The 20,248-nt window shown below is 55.7% G+C and carries 21 protein-coding genes and 1 tRNA gene; 2 read left to right on the top strand and 20 right to left on the bottom strand.

From position 1 onward, the window contains the following. Positions 1–131: 131 nt before the first annotated feature. The 3 genes from HRR99_RS01830 to HRR99_RS01820 all read right to left on the bottom strand — a co-directional run bounded on the left by HRR99_RS01830 (position 132) and on the right by HRR99_RS01820 (position 2,379). A complete protein-coding gene (locus HRR99_RS01830) occupies positions 132–569 on the bottom strand; it encodes a DUF2948 family protein (RefSeq protein WP_111840862.1) in 438 nt (145 codons plus the stop codon). A 123-nt stretch (positions 570–692) separates the two neighbouring features. Continuing rightward, positions 693–1,985, bottom strand: coding sequence for a UDP-N-acetylglucosamine 1-carboxyvinyltransferase (gene murA, locus HRR99_RS01825; RefSeq protein ID WP_111840861.1), 1,293 nt, complete (start codon positions 1,983–1,985; stop codon positions 693–695). A 169-nt stretch (positions 1,986–2,154) separates the two neighbouring features. Further along, positions 2,155–2,379, bottom strand: coding sequence for a hypothetical protein (locus HRR99_RS01820; protein ID WP_233122545.1), 225 nt, complete (start codon positions 2,377–2,379; stop codon positions 2,155–2,157). 171 nt (positions 2,380–2,550) lie between these two features. Between HRR99_RS01820 and HRR99_RS01815 the strand changes: the two genes are divergently transcribed. Both HRR99_RS01815 and HRR99_RS01810 read left to right on the top strand, forming a co-directional pair. Continuing rightward, positions 2,551–2,625: transfer RNA gene (locus tag HRR99_RS01815), tRNA-Thr, on the top strand. Positions 2,626–2,763: 138 nt separating this feature from the next. After that, positions 2,764–3,237, top strand: coding sequence for a hypothetical protein (locus tag HRR99_RS01810; RefSeq protein WP_233122544.1), 474 nt, complete (start codon positions 2,764–2,766; stop codon positions 3,235–3,237). Between the two features lie 221 nt (positions 3,238–3,458). Here HRR99_RS01810 and fliQ read toward each other — a convergent pair whose 3' ends face one another. The 17 genes from fliQ to HRR99_RS01725 all read right to left on the bottom strand — a co-directional run bounded on the left by fliQ (position 3,459) and on the right by HRR99_RS01725 (position 19,897). Next, entirely contained in the window at positions 3,459–3,725 is a 267-nt protein-coding gene (gene fliQ, locus HRR99_RS01805; protein WP_062450872.1) for a flagellar biosynthesis protein FliQ, read from the bottom strand. 107 nt (positions 3,726–3,832) lie between these two features. Further along, on the bottom strand, positions 3,833–4,270 hold the full coding sequence (flgD, locus tag HRR99_RS01800; protein WP_111840842.1) for a flagellar hook assembly protein FlgD: 438 nt from the start codon (positions 4,268–4,270) through the stop codon (positions 3,833–3,835). Beyond that, on the bottom strand, positions 4,261–4,710 hold the full coding sequence (gene flbT / locus HRR99_RS01795) for a flagellar biosynthesis repressor FlbT (RefSeq protein WP_111840841.1): 450 nt from the start codon (positions 4,708–4,710) through the stop codon (positions 4,261–4,263). The genes flgD and flbT overlap by 10 nt, the downstream gene beginning before the upstream one ends. Then, on the bottom strand, positions 4,707–5,054 hold the full coding sequence (gene flaF, locus HRR99_RS01790; RefSeq protein WP_111840840.1) for a flagellar biosynthesis regulator FlaF: 348 nt from the start codon (positions 5,052–5,054) through the stop codon (positions 4,707–4,709). The genes flbT and flaF overlap by 4 nt, the downstream gene beginning before the upstream one ends. A gap of 56 nt (positions 5,055–5,110) precedes the next feature. Next, the gene (locus HRR99_RS01785) at positions 5,111–6,082 is read right to left on the bottom strand and encodes a flagellar hook-associated family protein (RefSeq protein WP_233122543.1); all 972 of its coding nucleotides are present in this window, start codon (positions 6,080–6,082) and stop codon (positions 5,111–5,113) included. 43 nt (positions 6,083–6,125) lie between these two features. After that, positions 6,126–7,568, bottom strand: a complete 1,443-nt coding sequence (gene flgK, locus HRR99_RS01780; RefSeq protein ID WP_233122542.1) for a flagellar hook-associated protein FlgK — start codon at positions 7,566–7,568, stop codon at positions 6,126–6,128. Positions 7,569–7,587: 19 nt separating this feature from the next. After that, positions 7,588–8,850, bottom strand: a complete 1,263-nt coding sequence (locus tag HRR99_RS01775; protein ID WP_111840837.1) for a flagellar hook protein FlgE — start codon at positions 8,848–8,850, stop codon at positions 7,588–7,590. Positions 8,851–9,130: 280 nt separating this feature from the next. Continuing rightward, entirely contained in the window at positions 9,131–9,802 is a 672-nt protein-coding gene (gene rem, locus HRR99_RS01770; RefSeq protein WP_111840836.1) for a transcriptional activator Rem, read from the bottom strand. A gap of 280 nt (positions 9,803–10,082) precedes the next feature. Beyond that, complete coding sequence (locus tag HRR99_RS01765; protein ID WP_111840835.1) at positions 10,083–10,664, bottom strand: transglycosylase SLT domain-containing protein; 582 nt, start codon at positions 10,662–10,664, stop codon at positions 10,083–10,085. Next, positions 10,594–12,060, bottom strand: a complete 1,467-nt coding sequence (gene fliK, locus HRR99_RS01760) for a flagellar hook-length control protein FliK (RefSeq protein ID WP_233122541.1) — start codon at positions 12,058–12,060, stop codon at positions 10,594–10,596. The genes HRR99_RS01765 and fliK overlap by 71 nt, the downstream gene beginning before the upstream one ends. 1 nt (position 12,061) lies before the next feature. Continuing rightward, entirely contained in the window at positions 12,062–13,303 is a 1,242-nt protein-coding gene (locus HRR99_RS01755; protein ID WP_233122540.1) for a chemotaxis protein, read from the bottom strand. Positions 13,304–13,311: 8 nt separating this feature from the next. Further along, the gene (locus HRR99_RS01750; protein WP_233122539.1) at positions 13,312–14,589 is read right to left on the bottom strand and encodes a MotB family protein; all 1,278 of its coding nucleotides are present in this window, start codon (positions 14,587–14,589) and stop codon (positions 13,312–13,314) included. After that, positions 14,582–15,226, bottom strand: coding sequence for a hypothetical protein (locus HRR99_RS01745; protein WP_111840831.1), 645 nt, complete (start codon positions 15,224–15,226; stop codon positions 14,582–14,584). The genes HRR99_RS01750 and HRR99_RS01745 overlap by 8 nt, the downstream gene beginning before the upstream one ends. 188 nt (positions 15,227–15,414) lie before the next feature. Next, positions 15,415–16,380: a flagellin N-terminal helical domain-containing protein gene (locus HRR99_RS01740; protein WP_233122538.1), complete on the bottom strand. Its 966-nt coding sequence runs from the start codon at positions 16,378–16,380 to the stop codon at positions 15,415–15,417. Positions 16,381–16,672: 292 nt separating this feature from the next. Next, on the bottom strand, positions 16,673–17,554 hold the full coding sequence (locus HRR99_RS01735) for a flagellin N-terminal helical domain-containing protein (RefSeq protein ID WP_111840829.1): 882 nt from the start codon (positions 17,552–17,554) through the stop codon (positions 16,673–16,675). A gap of 321 nt (positions 17,555–17,875) precedes the next feature. Then, positions 17,876–18,757 (bottom strand): flagellin N-terminal helical domain-containing protein, encoded by an 882-nt coding sequence (locus tag HRR99_RS01730; protein WP_111840828.1) that lies wholly within the window; start codon positions 18,755–18,757, stop codon positions 17,876–17,878. A 264-nt stretch (positions 18,758–19,021) separates the two neighbouring features. After that, complete coding sequence (locus HRR99_RS01725) at positions 19,022–19,897, bottom strand: flagellin N-terminal helical domain-containing protein (protein WP_111840827.1); 876 nt, start codon at positions 19,895–19,897, stop codon at positions 19,022–19,024. Positions 19,898–20,248: the final 351 nt, after the last annotated feature.

Genomic DNA, 20,248 nt, shown 5'->3' with positions numbered 1-20,248 from the left:
GGCCCCGTCCAATGGGCGGGGCAAAATGCTTGTCCTGCATGCTGACGCATGCGCTCTTGGGTATGTGGCATAAATTAAAACAGGCGGGCAAGGCAATTCCTGTCCGCCTGGATGATAAGAAATGGATTGGTTCAGTCTTCCGGGTGGTGCGGCTTGGACGTCGTTTCCCAACCACCGCTGACATCGGCCAATTGCGCCTCGATGCATTCCACGTCGAGTGCAATTGCGCCGCCGCCCGAAAGCGTCAGTTCCACCGTCCCGTCAGGTCCTTCACCGTTCTGGCTGAACTGTACCGCCAGCAGCGAATGTACCTCTTCGCGGTTGTCGCGGTTGAACCCGTTGGACCGCACATTGCCGACCCGCTTGAGCGCCAGCACACTGCGGCAGCGTTCCGGCGCTTGACCCTTTTTGGCCACGCTTTCCCACACGAAACGGTTGGCGGAGAGAAGAAACTGACCGTGCTTGCGGTCAAAGGACACGTCTTTCAGCTTGAAGACGCTGTCCTGCATGTGTGTGGAGATAACGGAGAGGTCTTCCCCATCCAGCGCCATCAATTTAAGGCCACTCATCGTGTCTATGCCCTCCTTGTGCGGAGTCCTCTGCACGAGAGGCTCGCCTATATCCAAATATGACTTGGAGATAGGCAGTCGAGGCCCGATCTGCAACCAGCGGGCCTCGATGAAAGGACAGTATTAGTCGCTGACGCGCTCAACCTGCGCGCCGCAGCGGTTGAGCTTCTCTTCCAGCCGCTCGAAGCCACGGTCGAGATGGTAGACGCGCGACACCATCGTTTCGCCTTCCGCCACCAGACCCGCGATCACCAGCGATACCGAGGCGCGCAGATCCGTTGCCATGACCGGTGCACCCTTGAGGCGAGATACGCCTTCGATGCGGGCCATCTGACCGGAGAGAGAAATCTTCGCACCGAGACGCGCCAGTTCCTGCACGTGCATGAAGCGGTTTTCGAAAATCGTCTCGGTAATGTGCGAGACGCCCTGCGCCATCGTCATCAGCGCCATGAACTGCGCCTGAAGGTCGGTCGGGAAGCCGGGGAACGGCTCCGTCACGACATCCACGGGGTGGATGCCATTGCCATTGCGCACCACGCGCAGGCCGGACTCCGTTTCCGTGATGGTCGCACCGGCAAGCTTCAGCGTATCGAGCGCATTGTCGAGCAGAGACGCGCGCGTGCCTTCCAGGAGAACATCGCCACCCGTCATGGCAACCGCCATGGCGTAGGTGCCGGTTTCGATACGGTCGGGCAACACCCGGTGGCGCGCGCCGGACAGCGAGGTGACACCTTCGATGGTGATGGTAGAGGTCCCGGCACCTTCGATTTTCGCACCCATGGCCTTGAGGCAATCGGCAAGATCGACCACTTCAGGCTCACGCGCCGCGTTGTGAATGACCGTGGTCCCGCGTGCCAGCGAGGCTGCCATCAACATCACATGCGTTGCGCCGACCGAGACTTTCGGGAATGTGTAGGTCGCGCCGATAAGGCCGCCTGATGGAGCCGTCGCATTGATGTAGCCGCCGTCGATTTCCATTTTGGCACCAAGGGCTTCCAGACCCTCGATGAACAGATCGACCGGGCGGGTGCCGATGGCGCAGCCGCCGGGCAAGGAGACACGTGCTTGGCCGTTACGTGCCAGAAGCGGGCCGATAACCCAGAAGCTTGCGCGCATCTTCGACACGAGCTCATAGGGAGCCGTGGTGTCTACGATGGTGCGGCAGGTGAAATGCACTGTGCGGGAATAGCCCTCGCCCTGGCTTTCGCGACGGCCATTGACCGAGATATCGACACCGTGGTTGCCCAGAATGCGGATGAGCTGTTCGACGTCTGCCAGATGCGGCACGTTTTCCAGCGTCAGCGTATCGCTCGTCATCAATGACGCAATCATCAACGGCAAAGCCGCGTTCTTTGCGCCTGAAATGGGGATGATGCCGTTGAGTTCGTTCCCGCCGGTTATTCTGATGCGATCCATACGTCCCTACGGGCATTGCGCCCGCCTTTCCTGAGTGCTTGCAACGAACGAGCGTTCGTTTGAGATATCTAGCTGAAATGGCTTAAGCGGCGGGTCTGCCGCGTGATCCGTTGGATTATGCAGTAGAGGAAACGCAATTCCATTTCAAATTTCTGATGCATATTTCTTGTCAGCACGATTCGTCCGTTTTTGCGGCGGGTAGACCAATTGTCTCATCCGCTTCGCCTGCCCGGCGCGCCCGCGCTTGGCTTTTGCGGCGCGCAAGGTTTTCGCGCAGCTTCTTCGCCGCCCGCGCCTTGCGCTCAGCCTCCTGCCGCTTTGCCCTGTCACCGGGACCGTTCTGGCCGGAAGGCACCGCCGCATTATCCGCTAAAACATCGTGATCCTTATCCATATCCGCATCCCTAGCCGAATTTCCGCCTTTTCAATAGCCCCCACCGGCTTTTGGCTCACTACCGATTTTTACTGAATGGAATGACGAAGTCTCAAATTGCGGCTTGCGCTCGTCATAAACCTATGGCAATAGGCCCCAACTTGATGTGAAGCACCTGCTTCGGCATCGGATGCTGCGGTAGCTCAGTGGTAGAGCACTCCCTTGGTAAGGGAGAGGTCGAGAGTTCAATCCTCTTTCGCAGCACCATTTTCCAAAATCATATTGACATGACATAATCGACCGTCAACAACTATTGGTTGATGCTAGACGTTGCCATCTATATATCGGTTTTGTGAGCATCCCATCCGACCATTCACCGTTACGGTAGACGGCAACGTCTATGACTTGGCCCACCTTCGGGCCTTCTCTGCGTCTATTCCCGGCAAGGGTACGGACAAAAATACCGACCTCGCAGTTGAGGTCGTTTTTTCAAACCATGTCTACACGGAGCGGGCGAAGCACGGAGAAGAACACCACGCCATTGATCACCATGGCACGAAAAGGGCGCTCGATTTGAAACGCTACGATATGTCGAAGGCGCTTCCGGCTTTGATCGCGCAGCACATCATCGCAAATAGTCTGACGCATGTTTCAAAAAGCTATGGCGGGATAGACAATCTTATTTTTATCGAGACGGCCGACAATGAGGTCTGGGCAGTCGTCTATTGTTTTCAGCCTTTGGATGATGGCCGATCAGTGCGCATGGAAATCCTGTCGTGTCATGCAAAACTGATCAACCAAAAAGGTATCAGCCGCAAAACACTGAGCTATTTCGCCAGGAAATGTATTTTCGAAAAAACTCGCACTCCAAAAGCATAAGGCCCAGCTTTCGCCGGGCCTTGATGTGTTGTCCATTACCGTGGTGTACGAGACCAAAACCGCTAAGCCTTGGTTGACATGACAGCGACATTTAAGTCAGCGTGCCTGAAGAAATAAATAAGAAATATTGTGCTCGAAGTCAAGAACACTGTGTCCTTGCTGTGTATGTCGAGGCGTTGGGACGAGATATTATCTTGAGTGGCGCCACGCCACCCCTCACATTAAAAACCCGACTGAACCCGGGAAAACACCATATTCGTGAACATGGCGATCTGGGCGCCGACGAAAGGGGCTGTGATGCCGATTGCGACCATGACAGCGATGATCTTGGGGACGAAGGTGAGCGTCATTTCCTGAATCTGCGTCAGCGCCTGAATGAAAGCGATGATGATGCCGACTGTCATGGCTGCGAGCACGGCGGGGCCAGATGCGATCAGGACTGTCCAGATTGCATTCTGCATAATATCGAGAGCGTCGGCCTCGTTCATCTCAGTCCCGCTCGGGGTAATCGGCGTCACGAAGCCGAAGAAAGTCTCAAAGTTTCAGTGACGCCGTTTCCGTCTTCATAGAGCGGTATATGATTCGCGACGGGCCGTTAAGACGTGGTCTGCGGCGTGTCGGCAATTTTGATGCCGGACGTGATGGCGATCGTGCCACCTGATGTCGTGGTGGCCGTCAATCCCTCGGATGTCACCTTGATGGAGGCAACGACGCCGGTGGTCTTCTCGTCTGCGCTGGTCAGTGTCTTGCCGATATAGGAAGACGCATTGGACAGCGTGTTGACGGAAAGCAGGCTTTCAAGATTGGTGTTCATCTTGATGGACTGTTCCACCTGCGAGAAGGTTGCGAGCTGCGCGACCTGTTCGCTGGCATCCATAGGGTCCGTTGGATCCTGGTTCTTCATCTGCGCGATCAGCAGCTGCAGAAAATTATCATAGTCCAGCGATGCCTTCGCACCATCCGTCTTTGACGCTGATGTTGTGGACGCGGTGTTTGCCGCTGCTGTCGTGCCCGTTACGCCGTCTACCGCCATGGTGCGATTTCCCGCTTGAGTTCGTTGACCACGGCTGGAGTGATCTCGTGACTGTTGAGAATGGCTTCTTCCTTGGCGTAAAGGCCGCGGATGGTCTTCAGGGCGTCAAACGGACGACCGGAGGAAACCGTGGCGTCGATGCGCTTCAGTTCCGAGCGAATTTCTTCGTTCTTGAACGTCGTCAGCAACATGGTGATCGACTTGCGGAACAGCGTCAGGGACTGTTCCTTGCCTTCCGGGTTGATCAGCATCATCTGGACGATGAAGTAGAGCTGCCGCAATGGCGTTGTGGTGTCCTCAAGTTGCAGGACGTGGTTTTCCAGAAGGAATGTTACGTCATTGAGGAATTCCAGAGATACTTTCCGGTCAACGCGCAGAACTGCGCCGTTGATGAAGATTTTTTCCCCAGACTTCAAAGAGATCCGCAGCGTACTTTTCATTTTAATCCATCCTTGATGATGGTTGTAACGTCGATAATGCCCTGATAATTCTTCGAATTACGTTTGCGTATCTGCTCGCATTCTCTCAGAATCCAGATAGCGATGGATATCAGGTTGGCTTTTAGTTCAACAGGCAGCTCATTTTCCGGCTGTTTAAGGTCGTCTATGAGCCTGGTCCAAACGCGTCGTGTGTAGAAAACGGCTTCTATGCCGTCTTTACCGTAGTGATCATGCGCCTTGGCGGCAGCAAGAAGTTCAATCGATCGCTCAAGAACCTGTCTTTCCCTATCCCGGGCGATATTGGGGTCATCCTCCATTATCTCCGCGTATGAAAACTGGAACATTCATCTTTCCTTCATGGTCTTAACCGGCACCCGTCATAGGCGTTTGAGTGTTTTCGTCAGAGATAGTTCACAAGGCTGAGGCCCTGAATTTTGGATGTGATGCTGTAGGACGTCTCGACCTGATTGAGCAGGGTCGTCAGGCGCGTGGAGGCCTCATACGTATCGACGCCGATCAGGTTGTTCAGCTGTGTGTCGATGATGGTTTTCTGGGCGCTCATATAGGTATTCGCCTTTTCCACGCGCTCCTGCGACAGGCCGATCTGCGAGCGCTGGGTGTCGATGCCGGAAATAGCCGACCCGGCCAGGCTCGTGGTGGTGTCGTTGACGACGGCCAGCGCACTTGCGTTCAATCCGGAATTTACCAGCTGCGAGGATATCACACTTGCCAGCACGAGGTTTTTGAAACCGTCGGAATTGGCCGTAGTGGATGTAGATACGGTTTCCGAAGTACTAATGCGGCTGTTCATGGTGGCTTCCGAAGCACCGGTCCAGGCAGACCAGTCGAGGCCGTCCTGATAGTCGGCGAGGAAGGTTTTCATGTCATCCGCGGTCACCGCAGAAGGGTCCGGGAACTGCGCCGTAAAGGCCGCATTGAAGTCCGCAGTAATGTCGGGGATGAACGTGTCGCTCAACGTCTGAACATCGGTGTTGATGCCGGAGAACAGGAACTCGCCGTTGACCGAAGTGTTCGAGTAGCTGACGAAATTTTCGAGCGTGGACATGGCCGTCGTCTTGGCAACGCTGAGGCTGCTGGCATCGGTGTTGCCGCTGAGCGCGATGACCGAGTTCAGAAGGCTTTGCGCGGAAGACGACATGTTTTCCATGGCCAGCTGCGACGCATCCATGCGCTGTTCGGCGATGGAATTGGAGTCCATGATGGATTGCAGACGGCTGCTTTCGCGGTTGTAGTCCACGCTGGTGGATGTCCGTGTGCCCAGCTCGAGGCCCACATCCGCATAGGTTCCGGTCACGGCTTCTGTCTGCAACTTGGTGATCTCCGTCTGCGCGTTGGAAACGGTTAATTGCATGGCGCTGCTAATAGAAAGGGAAGAAATCGGTGTCGTTTTCATATCAGCCCGCAGCCTCCATCAGTGTCTTCAAAAGCTCGTCGATGGTCGACATCAACTTTGCCGCAGCCTTGTAGGACTGTTCGATATCCAGCATCTGGATCAGTTCTTCGTCCAGGTTGACGCCAGTCGAATTGGAGTAGGCCTCCTTCGACTTGTTCAACATGGCCGATGTGCTTTCGGCAGCCGTCGTCGCGTTGCTGCGATATTCTTCAACGAAGCCGACGGAGTCGGATGCGAAGCTGAGCAGCGAGACATTGGTGGAAATGCCAGCCTTTGGGTCAAAATCGACCTGGGAGTTCAGCGCAGCAGCGTATTTGTACAGCAGCTCGGAATAGCCGGAAGAGCTGTCGGTGTTGGGCGTGTCGCCGGCAATGCTGCCGTCACGAAGCTTGGTCGGAGATGCCAGGGCATCAGCAGAAACCTTGATCAGACCTGCCAGACCGGGCACGATTTCGGCTGTGGCAAAATCGACGTCCGAACCATCTGAGGTCGTGAACAGTCCGGCGATAGGATCGCCACCAGCGTCCGTTTCCGAGAAAGCACCCATCAAGGTGCGTGCTATTTCATCCAGCTGCGACTGATAGGTCGGGTAAACCTCATCGCGCAATTGCAGAAGTGCGGGAAGGCTGCCCTTCGCATCGGTGTTGCTGCCGGACCCTGTCTTGACCGCAACGCCGTCGATGTAGACGCCGCTGCCAGTCGCGGTCGTGTCATAGGCAGACTGTGAATCGAACGACACTTTGCGAGCTGTTGTTTCGAACAGCGTAGTGCCGTCTGCCGTGTAGATGATGAGATCGTTGTTGGCGCGAGCCGACGTTGAAATCCCGACGATACCGGAAATCTGTTTCAGCAGGCCTTCTCGCTGGTCGAGCGCATTGTTCGGATCGCCGCCAGAGGCTGTGGCGGATTTGACGGCGTTGTTGGCCGTCTCGAAATCGGCCAGAAGCTGGTTCAGCTTTTTGACCGTCGTGTCGATTTCCGTATCGGCATCCGCTCTCAACTGCTGAAGAGACTGGGTGGATGTGTTCAACGAGTTGGCAACATCGCTCGCAGCGCTAATGGCCGCAGATGCCAGGGTTACGTCGCCCGGAGATGCCGCATAGGTCTGCATGGCCTCCTGGAGGGCAGCAAGGTAAGAGGACGGAGCTGCCGAATATTCGTCGCCGCCGAGAAGAACACTCAGCGAATTCATGCCATCGAGGAACGTCTGCTTGCCTGCATCGTCAGACGTTGCAGACAGCGTCTGCTTCAAGAGTGCCGCATCTTCAGTCCGCTCAAGCTTGACCGTGATCGCGCCTGTCGAGGTGTTTGTGGTGGTGATCGCAGTCCGGCGATTATAATCCGCGTTGCTGGCAGACGATATATTGTTCGAGACGATGCCGCTCTGAACAGCATTATTGCTCAGAGTTGCCTTCGTCGTATTAAGCGCCGATGCTAGCGACATTCACCCGTCCTCTAAAACGTTATCGTACCAGATTGATGAGAGTTTCCATCAGATCGGAACCCGTCTGGAAGACCTTGGAGTTTGCGGTGTAGCTGCGCTGAGCCTGGATCATTTCCGTCAGCTCGGTCGCGGTATCGACGTTGGACGATTCCAGCTGCTTGGAATTGATGTTGCCGAAACCGGAGGTCCCGGCGAAGCCAAGTGTTACGACACCGGATTCGGCGCTCGTCTGGAAAACGTTTCCTGAAAGGACACTCAGATTGTCGGGGCTTGCGACATCAGCCAGCGGAATCTGGTAGAGTGCACGAGCAGCGGATTTGGCATAGTTGGCGTAAACGGTGCCATCGGCCGAAACGGATACGGATTGTACCGCTTCCGCTGGGTTACCGTTGATGTTACCGCCATCACCCGTTGATTTGCCCGACAGCTGCGTCATGGCAGAAAGGTCAATGGTAATACTGAGATCGTTATTAACGTCATCGATCGTAATCGTCTCAGGATCGGCTAGTTTACCGATATCATAGGACATTGTCTCAGGACCAGCGACCGGGTCCTCAGAATATGGGAAGCCGCCATTGGTCGATTTTGAAGCATCATAGACCGTCACTTCCCAAGTATCAGTATCGGTCTTGGCGAAGTAAAAGTCATATTTCACGGTTGCGCCATAGGCGTTGTAACCGGTCATCGACGTCTTCAAGATGCCGCTTTCAGTGAGATCGACATTGGCATCTTTGTCACTTGGAAGAACGCTTACGACCTCAGCAGACTGATTGAGGTTACCCTCCAACGAGCCCTTCGTGGAAGCGGTCGCGGTCAAACCGTTAGCACCGATGTTTACGGGAACCAGACCATCATAGCTGTTAACGACAGTCGTGGGCGTTGTTCCATTGTTTTGGTAACCCAGAAGCGTGAAGCCCGAGTCGTTGACAAGGTTGCCGTTGTCATCTGCGGTAAAGGAGCCGGCACGCGTCAGGAAAATGCTGCCTGCCGAGTCCTGAACAACGAAGAAGCCGTCGCCATTGATGGCAAGGTCGGTGTTAGATTGCGTCGCGACGGTCGCGCCAGCCTGGGAAATCGAATACTTCACCTTTGTATCGACGCCGCCGGAATTGTAGTTGCCGCCGCCACCGCCGGTGTTCAAGACGAGCGAGGAAAAAGCTGTCGATGCGCTTTTGTAGCCGGTCGTGCTGGCGTTCGCGATGTTGTCGCCGACTGTGCCCAATTTGTTGGACTGGGCATTCATACCGGATACGGCGGTCTTCATCGTTCCAAAAAGGCTCATCTCGAATCCTCTGTTCTTAACTATAGCGAAACTAGGATGTGTGCCTTGCGTGAGGCTGTCTGTTTTTCGCTGATTGAGAATATCTGGAAAAAAGAAAAAACCGGGCGGAACCATTCCTGGCGTCGAGTGTTTGAGCAACTGTCGGTGGCCGCGACCGCAACTGATGTATGAAATTGGTTGAAAGAAAAACGCCGCGGGCTGTTTGAACCCACGGCGTGTCAACGATAGATTTGCATGTGTTTCTCCAAAACCTGTTTAAGGATTTCGGGGCAGAGCGTGTTTAGCTCCAGTCGATGCAGTAACCCAGAAACCGCTTGGAATCGATCGGATCGAAGCCGAGCTTCTTGCGAAGCTTCTTGCGCAATTTGCTGATGTGGCTTTCCACGACGTTCTCTTCGACTTCTTCATCAAAGATGCCGTAGATCGCGTTGAAGATTTGCGCCTTGGAAACACGACGGCCACGGTTGGCAATCAAGTATTCCAGAATGCGGCGCTCGCGGCGCGGCAATGCGAAAACTTCGCCGTTCACTTCTGGATCGCGTCCATCAGAGAAAACTCTGATAGGTCCTGCGTCCGTGAAGTTGGTGAGAACCGACAGGCGACGGCGGATAGCCGCAGCACGTGCCAGAATTTCACGTGGGTGCACGGGCTTGCGGACAACATCGTCCACGCCGCAATCAAACAGTGCAAGCGTTGCATCCAGCGAGTGCTGGTCGCTAACCGCAATCACCGGTGCCTGCGAGCGATCTCTGATGGCACGCGGCAGCTCCTGGGTCATTTCTGCCTGACCGATCAGAAATGCCTCGATTGCCGCGATGTCGGAGTCTGCTGCCGTATTTACCCATTCACCAAATTCTACCGGATCAAACCCGGTTGAGGGAATTCCCTCGCGCCCAAAAAGGGCTGTGTATCCGTCTTTAACAAGCTTGCGCTCATCAACTACCACGATCATTCGTCCGCCTCCGAATCAGTGTAGCCAATCTACAATGTGAGGTGTACGAATCGCGTGAATCTCTCACAACTACAAAAAAACGCAGGCAATAATTAATAATTGATTAACCATATTGTCCCGATTTGATCTATATCTAGTATACGATTTCAAAAATCGGTATATTTTTTTGGTGGAAAAGTGCCAGTCAACCCATTTTTTGCTTGCTTGCCATTTTTGGGATGAATCCTGCCACATTTGGTTTTGAGCCCCTGGAGAGAACCGCTGCTCAATCATTGGTTGTTCAGGTGAGGCAGAAAGTTCTCGCATTGGCAGTCCACTGACCGTAGCCCGTGGCGACCAGATTGCTTATAACTCGGCACACGTAGCGTTGTTGGGCAGGGTCATTGTTGGGTCCGGCATGGTAACGCGCAACTGCCATCGTCCACGTGTCGTGGCGATCATGGAGCCGTTTGAGGAACTGGGCGGCATAAGCGACGTTCTTTGCAGGATCGAACATTTCTGCAACAGATTTGAACTCTGCGCCATGAAAATACACGTTGATCTGCATGCAGCCGATGTCGATCAGCTTCGCGCCGTTGCGTCGGGCATCATCCACCAGCTTGAAAGCCTCTGGTAAACTGTCAGGAAAAAACGCCTTACCCTCGATGTTGATGGCATAGGGACTGAGCGATCCCTTGCGTCCCGTCTCCGTCAAACCAACCGAATAGAGTATGCCTTCGGGTATGCCGTAGTGTCCCGCCGCCGCCTGTATCTGCCGCTCACAATCGACCCTGGAGGCCGGTTGAGAGGCCTCACAGATAGACGTGGTCAGGACGAGCGCTGCTAACGCGAGAAGGTATTTCAGGCTGTGAAGTGGTCTCATGAATTGTTGTTTCCTCGCGGGCGCCGCGGCCTGGCTGCCGGTAAAACTGCTCCTGCGGCCTGTCGTCGCTGCCGCGCTGGCCCTGCTGCGCACCCTGCTGGCCCGCATCCTGCGGCTGGCGGTTGCCGGTGCTGCTGTCCTGACGGTCTGCCCCGCTTGCCAGCGTGACTGTGACCTGGTCAACGTTGAAGCCCTGCGATTTCAAGGCATCGAGAATTTCGGAACTGTCTTTTTGCAGCTCGCTATAGCCCTTCAGCGTGTGTGCAGTCAGTTGCACGCTCAGCTCGTCACCGACCAGTTTCATGGCCGCAGTCACGTGGCCAAGCTCGACTGGCGTCATCTGTATCTTCAGCACATGAACGACCTGTCCCGTGCTTGAAATCATTGGAGAATTGCTGGTCTGGCCCGCCATGGTGGTCGCCCAGTCAGGGTCCGCCGCCATCGCGCTCGAGATTGCCGTTGCGTTGGAGGCTGCGGCCATGCCAACGAAGCGTCTGCTATCGACGACCTGCACAACGTCAGCCACATCACCCATCGCCTTGGAGACATCAAGCGTGGCTGAGCCATCCTCCTGCGTCTCGATGTGGAAATCGATCGCTGGCACGTCCTGCTTCTGCAATCTCACCACGGTCGATGTTGCAACGACCGCATCGGCCAGTGGATCAACGCCCTGCCCCGTACCGGAAAGACCGCTCAGGGCCGGGCCCGCGTCCTGCGCAGCCGGTGGCGTATTCTGGTTGACCGGCATGGCGGTGGCGGCCAGCAGAGACAACAGGTCCATGCTTTCGCCTGCCAAATCACCGGGTGCTGCGTCCGCATCCGCGTCACCGGCCTCTTCGCTGCCATCGGCGACGACTTCAGTCTCGTCTGAGGCAGGAGCCGCAATGCTCTTGCTCAGCGCCGTCACCAGTTGGGCAAGGTCGCTCATCTCGGGAAGAACGGCGACATCGCCCTCGGTCTTGATCAGCTGTGCGATATTATCAGGCCCCTTGGCCGTATCCACGCCTTGGGTCAGCGTGACGTCGCCCAGAGCCGCAATCCCGGTCTGATCAGCACCAACGGTCAGAAACAGGGTGTTAGCAACAATGCCCTTGGTGCCTGCGGCAGGTGCTGGAGTGGACGGCGCGCCAGCGACTGGCGCAGTCTGGGCTGGCGTCTGGGTCTGGGCACCGTCTGCGGCTGTCGTCGTGGTGGTTGACGTCGCGGCGCTGGAAGCTGAACTCGGCTTTGCCGGAGCGCTCGATGCATTGGAAGAGGAAGAGCTCTGCTTGTCGATCGAGCCAAGTGTGTCGGAAAAGCCCGAGCCTCCCCGCTTGGAAGAACTATCCCGGTCCTGCCTGCTCGTCTTGTTCGTGACGTCGGAATTGCCCGAAACGATGGTCTGCGCAACGTTCATACTATCTCTCCTCCTGCTCCAGCATGGAGTCGATCTCGTTCAGACGAGCCCGGCTCTTGTCGAAGAATTCTCTCAAAGGTGCGCCAGCGACAGCCTGTCCCGATTGCTGCTGGGGCGCCATGTCGTCGTTATTGGCCTGAAGAACCGGATTGTCGTTACCCGCAACCGCGCTATCAGCGCCTTGCGGCGCGGTCTCGAAGGCAGGCTTTCTGACGATCTGTTCGGCAATCGCCTTGGCTGCATCCCGCAGCGCGAGATCGCGCGACGACAGCTCGTCGTTGGGGATGCTTGCCAGCGTTTCACTGGCGCTATGGACATCGCCGCTCGGAACGCCGGCAAGGCCCGAATAAAGCTTCGACAGAGGCTCGCGCGAGACGTCGCCTGTCTGCGATGTAAGTGCCGTGGACTGTTCAGTCGCAAAACGCGCCAGATCGACCTCACCGCGCAAGGACGCTTGCCGGGCGATGCGCAGATAGATTTCCTCTGCCCTTTCAGGGTCCATCAGCTGGGCAATTTCGGCAATCCTGTCATGGGACACGCCACCTTCGCTCTCCACCACGAAGCTGACGAAGAGATCGGCAAACTGCGAGGCATAGGGCGAATGGAGAAACCTGACCGCGTATTTGCGGCTATATTCAAACGCCTTGTCCAGCTGTTTGGCCTGGATCATCGCGATGATCGAGCGCCGCAATGCGGCTTCCTCGATGATGGTGCCGGGCGCTGTCAGCCGCGCATCGTCGAAGAACACCAGCGATGCGACCGGGTCTCTGTTAACAGCGATGTTGCCTGCGATCAGCATCAGATAGGGGCCGAGGACACCCTTTCGATATTCGGGAAGAATATCGGTCAGGATTTTTTCCACCTGCCCGCCGCGTCCATTGAAGTATTTAAGCAGGATATTGATGACGCGGGAATCGAAGTGCCCCTGCACGTCGCGCGCCACGAGATAATCGAGCGTCTGCGGGTTCCCGCCGCTCATGATGTAGGCAAGAGCGGCGTCCGCATTGCGGGAATCTTCGAAGATCGAGGGATCAGCGGTCCGCAGCGTCGTGTCGATCGTCTCAAGCAGATATTTCTGCATTTCGCGGGCGGAATGATCGCCCATGACGACCGAATCCTGAATGAACTGCAACGACCGCAATATCTTGGCGGGCGGCAGGTCGCTCTGGGCATCAGCGTAACCGGCGCTTGCCAGCCACGAAATGCCCGTCAACAGGACAGCTATGCGGGTCGCTTTCATCATCCGCTGCCTCAACTATCCTCGAGCAAGATTTCGATGCGGCGGTTTGCACCGTCGAGCGGATCGGTCGTGGACTGCAAGCGACGGTCGGCAAAGCCGGAAAGCTGTTTGATACGGGTCTCATCCAGCCCGCCGCGTGCCAGCATATAATAGGCCGCATGGGCGCGATCCATCGATAGCGTCCAATTGTCCTTGCCGCCGCTGCTATAGGGCCGTGCATCGGTATGGCCACGAATGACGACGGCGCCCTTCTGCCTGCTCAGCACTTCGCCGATCTTCTGCATGGCCAGCACCAGATCCTTCTGCGGCACAGCCGAACCGACATCGAACATGGCCGTATTGGCCTTTTCCGAGATCGTGATCAGCGTTCCGCCTTCGGCTGGCGTCACGACGATGCCTTCCGCGAGCTTGCCCGCAACGCCTGCAACCTGCTGGGTAATCTCGTCGCGCAATTCGTCGGTCGTCTTTTCCTGCGTTTCCGCTGCCGCCTTCGCCGCCTTGGACTGGACAGGCTTGGCAGATTCCTCACCGATTTCGTCGGCAGAGCCGGGATCGACCTTTTGCGGCTTGATCGCCGACGGCGTCGATGGCTCGCTGTCGTTGATCACGCTCGCCATATCCTGCGGCGTGGCAACAGCCTTCGCATCGGTTTTCTTCTGCGCTTTTTCGGGCAGCGCCGTGTCCTGAATGGCCATGCCATTCTGGTCGGGGCGCACTTCCACCTGTTTGCTCCAAAAATCTGGGTCGAACGGGTCGCGGTAGGCTTCACCACCGGATGCGCCGGTCGAAGGACCGGAATTGCTGGCACCGCCCTCGCCCTTGGAGCTGACATTGGCCTGCTGGCCAACTTCCTGCGCGATTTCGGCGAGAACAGCGTATGGGTTTTCAAACAGCGCCGCTTCGGAATAGGCGGTGTTATCGCCCGCAGACGAGGTCATATCTTCACCGCTCGCCGCAGCAGCAGCGTCCTGCGGCTTTTCGGATTTGGTGTCAGACGTCTGCTGCGTCTGCTCGCCCTTGGCGGTTTTCGCGGGCTGTTTCATGCCCCGGTCCGCAGGCTTTTCATCCGTCAGCTTGATGGGGTTGAAATAGCTGGCGACAGAGGCTTTCGTCGGCTCGTTTGCAGCATTGACCAGCCACATGACCAGAAAGAACGCCATCATCGCGGTCATGAAATCCGCGTAGGCGATTTTCCACGCACCACCATGCGCGCCGTCGTGGCCACCCTTATGGCGTTTGACGATGATGATCTCGTTCTTGCCGTGATGGTGATTTTCGCCTTCACTCATCGGCTAGACCTCGCGTGTTCTGGAAGAACTCCGAAAGTCTTGTCATCAAGACCGAGCTATCCAATTGAACTTTGATATCGATGTCATCGGACGCATCGTAATCGACCTGATTGTCGACATCGCCAAGCGTTTCACGGATGCGTGCCAGAAGCCGGTCAGGACCGGTGATCTTGATCGTTCCGGCAAAACCGTCCTGTATTTCGCGGATGATCTTCGCCGAAATATCCGTTGCTGCCGTATTTGCCAGCTCCCGCTCCATAACCGTTTCGAACAGGCGAAGACAGGCGGACTCGACGTTTCCGGCAATCGCATGCTTCATCGATGTGACCGACGTGGCGAGATGCGTCGCGATCTCGTCCTCATAGCGCGTGCGCATCGCCTCCATCTCTTTATCGTGGAGGGCGCGCAACGCATCGAGTTCGGTTTCCTGGGCCAGAAGCTGCTCGCGCTTCCCCGCCTCCTGGCCCTCCGCAAAGGCCTTGTTCTTTACCTCTTCGATATCGATGACGACCTCGGGTTCCGCCGGCCAGTCGCTCTCGAAGCTCGTAACAGGTGTCTCCATTGCGAAATGGACGACAGGTTCAGGTGTCGTGTCTTGACTGAAGTCCTTGAGATATCTCGCCAGCGCTCCGCTCATGGCCGCACCTCGCCCAATATCGCGCTTGTCTTTTCGATGGAGAAGAGAATCATGAAATCATCCGCAAGGCAGTCAGAGAGGGCCGGCAGAATTCTGTCGCTTTGATTGAGAAAGCACAGACACCCGGCAGCAATTCAGTTTTCTAAAATAGAGAGTCAAACTTGTGCGAGGATGAACCCCGTCACGCATCAACCAAACAGACTGGCTAGGCTTTTGCGATGATTATTGGCCATGGACACGACCTCGACCGCCAGATCGCGCTGCGTCTTATAGGCCGTCAACCGTGTGGATTCCTCTTCCATATTGGCATCCACCAAGCGGCTGACGCTCTTGTCCATCGAATCCTTCAGGGAACTCACGAATGTTGTCTGCTGATCCATCCGGTTGGACATCGTGCCCAATGAAGCACCCAACTGTTTGAGTTGACTGGACAAGTGCCCAACGACATAGACCATGTCATCAAGTTCGTCTCTGGTGGTCGCATCGGAAACGGAAATCTCAGTGCCGGACGCCGCTGTCGCAGAGTTGGCGTCGAGCAGGTAATATTCGCGCGCCGAGGAGCCGCCATTTGCGTCCCGCGCGCTTGCATCGACGCCCTTCGTCAGCAGGCCCCGGTTGGCGTCGTTCGTATCTACGAGCGTCGTTTCGGCGGTGTTGACGGTTAGATACTCCAGCGAGATCGAGCCGGAGATGCCCTTGTGGAACGAGAACGGCACGACTTTTTCCGCAGGAAGCTGCTCGCTCGAATTGAAAAGCCAATTGTCGCCAGAGAAGGTCGCGGCTTGAGAAATCGAGTACAAATTGTCCTTCAACGCACCGATGGCGTTGTTGATTTGGCTGCGGTCGGTGCCCGTTTCATAGGCCGTCGTCAACTGCGTCATGATCTGATCCGTGACGTCGATCATCGAGGAGACGGCCTCATAGGTGGTGTCCACCTTGGAGGCTCCGAGATTAAGGGCATCGCCGATGCTGGTCAGAACATTGCCGTCCGATGTCAGGTTGGTGGCCGTCGACCAGTACCCGGAATTGTCCGCAGCGGACGCAATCTTGTAACCCGACGTCACGCGTTCCTGCGTTTTTTGAAGGGTATCGTTGCTGAACAGAAGCGTCTGAAGCGCACTCTGCACGCTGCTGGAAGAAAGGATATTGGTCATGTTACCTACATCGGGCCGGGAGGAACGGGGACATGCCAGAACTTTCTGGCGTAAAGCCGCACTCTCATCATGAAGAGGCACAGGCGCGAAAAGACACGAAGCATCGCACGGCTCAAGGGTTAACGAAATGCTAAACCCGTGGCAAGTCTTCTACGCGCCGAAGCTATGGCGAAACTTGCGTGATGGCTGTTCGACGCCGAAAAACCATATGTTTTTAATCGCTTGAGCAGAAAGACGAAAAAACCGCGCCTCCTTTGCAGAGGGCGCGGTTTGGATCGGGAGGATGCTAGTTTTACTGCTGGAACAGCGACATGATGTTCTGTGCGCTGGAGTTTGCAATCGACAGCGACTGGATCGCCAGCTGTTGCTGCGTCTGCAAGGCAGAGAGCTTGGCTGATTCTTCTTCCATGTCGGCATCGACCAGACGGCTGACGCCGGATTCCATGGCGTCGGAAAGCTTGGCCGAGTAGTTGTCCTGCAAGTCGATACGGGTCTGAAGGGCACCGATAGCTGCGGCAGAGTCCGTCAGGCTGCTCATCGCTGTTTCAACGATGTCCATGAATGCGTCGATTTCGCCCTGTGTAGAGACGCTCGTCAGTGCAACGCTCATGACGCTGCCGAGAATGCCACCTTCGCCAACACCATCGGCGTTGATCGTCGAGAACATGGCATAGGAGGAAATGTTGAACTTTGCAGTCGTGACGCTGACGCCGCCGCTGGCTGTGCGGATGAAGCCGTCAACGACGCTGGCCTCGGAGGCGTCACCCAGAACCATCCAGTTTTCACCGGAGAAGGAAGCGCCCTGTGCGATGGACGAAAGCTGTTCCTGAAGCTTGCTGATTTCGAGCTGGATCTGTGCTTTGTCGGTGGATTGTTCGCTGGCGGTAACCAGTTTCGCCTTGATTTCGTCGACGGCGCTGATCGCGCTTTCCATTGCCGCATAGGCGGTATCGACCTTGGCAGCACCCACACCCAGAGCGTCCGAAGCCGCGTTCAGCGCCTTGTTATCGGAGTTCATGGTCGTGGAGATGGACCAGTAAGCGACGTTGTCCTTGGCCTGACCAACCCGGTAACCAGACGAAACGCGATCCTGTGTGTTGGAGAGATCTGTGTTGATCGAGCGCAGCGTCTGAAGGGCAGACATTGCAGAGGTGTTTGTCAAAATACTTGTCATCTGTAGGTCGCCCCTTTGGCAAATTTTTTAAGAAGGGACATTCCGGTTTAAGCCGGGAAACGCAGCAGGCAGCTTCATGCTTACCGATCGTAGTGTTCGGTGCGCTGTTTCGATGACCACAGAAAACAGGTTTTTGGTTAACAAAGGTTTAATAGTAGGAGTTCTTTTACCTTGTTGAAGAAAGCATTAAGCTCGGGAAACCCCGTTAATGTTCATTAAGTCATTGTTAAATATGTGGATTTTCTAAATCTGATAAGTTGAATTTTTTCATAAAAAAAGCCGCGCTGTGGGCGCGGCTTTTCCGTTTCATTAAGGAAATGATTAGCCTCTGAAGAGGGTCATGATGTTCTGCGAGCTGGAGTTCGCAATCGACAGCGACTGGACGGCCAGCTGCTGCTGGGTCTGCAGGGCCGAGAGGCGTGCAGATTCTTCTTCCATGTCGGCATCGACCAGACGGCTTACGCCAGCTTCGATCGCATCGCTGAGCTTGGAGGAGTAGTCGTCCTGCATGTCGATACGCGAAGAAAGCGCACCAAGAGCAGCCGCACCGTCGGTGAGGTTGTCGATCGCGGTCTGAACGGTCGACAGGAAGGCGTCGATTTCGCCCTGTGTGGATACGCTCGTCAGTGCAACGCTCATGACGCTGCCGAGAATGCCGCCGTTACCAACGCCATCGGCGATGGTGGAGAACATGGCGTAAGTGCCTGCGTCGAAGGTAGCCGTCGTAACCTTGACCGAGCCGTCTTCGTTGCGAATGAAGCCGTCGACGACAGTCGTCTGAGAAGAGACGTCAGCCTGAATTGCCCAGTTCTCACCGTTGAAGGATGCAGCCTGGCCGATTGCCGTCAGCTGTTCCTGAAGCTTGGTGATTTCGAGCTGAACCTGTTCCTTGTCGACAGATGTTTCGCTGGAAGTCGTCAGTTTTGCCTTGATTTCGTTAACGACGTCAATCGCGCTGTCCATGGCGGCATAGGCAGTGTCGACTTTTGCTGCGCCAACGCCCAGAGCGTCGGTGGCTGCGCCGAGTGCCTTGTTGTCCGAATTCATCGTTGTCGAGATGGACCAGTAGGCGACGTTATCGGCAGCTTTTCCGACCTTCTCACCGGAGGACACACGGTCCTGCGTTGTGGAAAGGTTGTTGTTGATCGTGCGAAGAGTCTGCAGTGCAGACATAGCAGATGTGTTGGTCAGGATACTGGTCATAGTATTAATTGCCCCTTTGGCAAATATATTTGAAGGGACATTCCGGTCTTACCGGTAAACGACGATCAGCTTCATGCCTGCCGAACAATATAGTTAATTTTCGGCTGTCGCTTCGATGACCTGATCTAACCTCATTAAGGTTAAAGACTTCCAAATTTTGTATAAACAAATAGTAAATTTTTAAAATAAATTGATAATACTTTGTTAACGAAAAAGGGGCCGGACCATAGGTCCGACCCCTCATATCGTATGTTGATGCCCGTATTAACGGAACAGCGACAGCAGGCTCTGCGAGCTGGAGTTCGCAATCGACAGCGACTGGACGGCCAGCTGCTGCTGCGTCTGCAAGGCCGAAAGACGTGCAGATTCTTCTTCCATATCAGCGTCTACGAGACGGCTGATACCTGCATCCATCGCATCGCTGAGCTTGCTGGAATATTCATCCTGCAGGTCGATACGTGTGGAGAGAGCGCCGAGAGCAGCTGCACCCTTGGTCATTTCGCCGAGTGCAGATTCGACCGTCGAAAGGAACGTGTCGATTTCACCCTGTGTCGTGGTAGCCGTCAGAGCGACTGTCATGACGCCGCCCAGAAGACCGTTGCTGCCAACGCCGCCGGCAATCGTGTCGAAAAGGGCGTAGTCGCCGGCGCTGAAGTTCGCGCTGGTGACCTTGACGGTGCCGTCAGAGTTACGGATGAAGCCGTCGACAACCGTCGTGCTCGAACCCGAGGACTGAACCATCCAGTTTTCGCCGTTGAAGGATGCAGCCTGACCGATAGCCGTCAGCTGTTCCTGAAGCTTTTTGATTTCGAGCTGAACCTGCTCCTTGTCAACGGACGTTTCGCTGGCAGTGGTCAGCTTCGTCTTGATTTCGTTGACGACGTCAATCGCGCTGTCCATGGCGGCATACGCGGTATCGACCTTGGCAGAACCGATGCCGAGTGCATCCGTTGCAGCGCCGAGGGCCTTGTTGTCGGACTTCATTGTGGTCGCGATGGACCAGTATGCTGCACCGTCGGAGGCGTTGGCGATTTTCAGGCCGGTCGAAACGCGGTCCTGTGTGTTGCCGAGGTTCGAGTTGATCGTGCGCAATGTCTGAAGTGCATTGTTCGCAGAAGAATTGAAGTTGATGCTAGACATAAGTTGCCCCTTTAAAACGCGGTACAAGATGAGGGACATGCCGGATTACAAGTACCGGCGATAACGGTTCGGCATCATGCCACTCGGTTCCGTTTTTTAATGGACACCAAACCCGTCACGCACAGTCAAAATGCGCGGCAAGCATTTCCAAGTCCTTAATTTTAGCAGTATCGGCTTCCCCCTCGATTCTAATGGTTAATGTTGCGCAAACAGCCGGTTAGAGGGGTTAACCAGAATGAGACAGGTGCGTGCGCGCGAAGACCTGTTTCAAGCAAGCTTCGCCCGATAGTATCTGTCGAATTTCTAAATCGGCAGTCTCCGCGCGCCCGAGAGGCCGTTGTCTGCAAGCGG

Source organism: Agrobacterium vaccinii (assembly GCF_021310995.1).
Lineage (GTDB): Bacteria > Pseudomonadota > Alphaproteobacteria > Rhizobiales > Rhizobiaceae > Agrobacterium > Agrobacterium vaccinii.
Note: the sequence above shows the minus strand (reverse complement) of the source record. Positions and strands in the feature narration are given on the sequence as shown.